This window comes from Porphyrobacter sp. TH134 (assembly GCF_002855495.1).
GTDB lineage: Bacteria > Pseudomonadota > Alphaproteobacteria > Sphingomonadales > Sphingomonadaceae > Erythrobacter.
Map to the genome: position 1 here is coordinate 1 of NZ_PKRO01000096.1, position 1,426 is coordinate 1,426.

Sequence of the window (1,426 nt, forward strand, 5' to 3'; positions counted from 1 at the left end):
GGTCGCGTCCCGGCAGGTGGTGTAGGTTATGAGGGTAGCGCTGCTGGCCGGACGCGCGCTTTCGATATTGCGCTGTAGCGTCCGGCCAGCAGCGCGGGTGGTCACCGTGGATTTCGGCTAGGTTTGGGTTGCAACACTCGAACCTGGAGAACCACGATGACCGATTCCATGATGCACCTGCGCACGCTGGTCGAGAAGGCCCCCGACGCGGATATTTTGCGCGAGATGATTTCGTATGCCGCCGGGCGGCTGATGGAGATGGAGGTTGGCGGCCTGACCGGCGCTGCGCACGGCGAGAAGTCCGCGGACCGGCTCGTTCAGCGCAACGGCTATCGCGAGCGCGACTGGCAGACGCGGGCCGGGACAGTCGAACTGCGCATCCCCAAGTTGCGCAAGGGCAGCTATTTCCCAGGCTTTCTGGAACCGCGGCGGATGGCCGAACGGGCGCTGACCGCGGTGATCCAGGAAGCCTATGTGCAGGGCATCTCGACCCGCTCGGTCGATGATCTGGTCAAGGCATTGGGCATGGATGGCATCTCGAAGAGCCAGGTCAGCCGCCTGTGCGAAGAGCTCGACGAGAAAGTGCATACCTTCCTCGACCGCCCGATCGAAGGCGACTGGCCGTACCTTTGGATCGATGCCACTTATGTCAAAGTCCGCCAGAATGGCCGGATCGTCTCGGTCGCAGTGATCATCGCGGTGGGCGTCAACAGCGATGGACGCCGCGAGGTGCTGGGCATGGACATCGGCCCTTCGGAGGCAGAACCGTTCTGGACTGCGTTCCTGCGCAAGCTGACGCGCCGGGGCCTGCGCGGGGTCAAGCTGGTGATCTCCGATGCGCACGAAGGTATCAAGGCGGCTGTCTCCAAGCTGCTGTGTGCGACATGGCAACGCTGCCGTGTCCACTTCATGCGCAATGCGCTGGCCCATGCCGGCAAAAGCGGTCGGCGCGTCGTGTCCGCGTTCATCGGCACCGCCTTCGCACAGGAAACGCCCGAGGCGGCCAGTCAGCAATGGCGCTCCGTTGCCGACCAGATGCGCCCAAAACTGCCAAAGCTCGCCGCTTTGATGGACGATGCCGAGCCTGATGTGCTGGCCTACATGACGTTCCCCAAGGAACATCGGGCCAAGTTACACAGCACGAATCCCATCGAACGCCTCAATGGCGAGATCAAACGCCGCACCGAGGTCGTCGGCATCTTCCCCAACGAAGCGGCCATCACTCGCCTGATCGGAGCCATCCTCATGGAACAGTCCGATGAATGGGCCGTCCAGCGCGCACGCTACATGACACTTGAAACGATGGCGCCGGTGAGCGACAATCCAATCGTCATGCTCTCGGCTGTACCCGGCGCATGATCGGCTCAGACTGATGCCGAAATCGGCGGGAGCTCCAATAAGCTACACCACGCCGTGGGACACGATC

General features: G+C 62.8%; 1 protein-coding gene. It reads left to right on the forward strand.

Annotation, left to right across the window (positions count from 1 at the left end; genetic code table 11):
- Positions 1 to 156 precede the first annotated feature (156 nt).
- Complete coding sequence (locus C0V72_RS16070) at positions 157 to 1,359, forward strand: IS256 family transposase (RefSeq protein ID WP_101795129.1); 1,203 nt, start codon at positions 157 to 159, stop codon at positions 1,357 to 1,359.
- Positions 1,360 to 1,426: the final 67 nt, after the last annotated feature.

What these genes read in the sequence shown, in the direction of transcription:
- C0V72_RS16070 (WP_101795129.1), top strand. Translation starts at nt 157, where the DNA reads ATGACCGATTCCATGATGCACCTGCGCACGCTGGTCGAGAAGGCCCCC.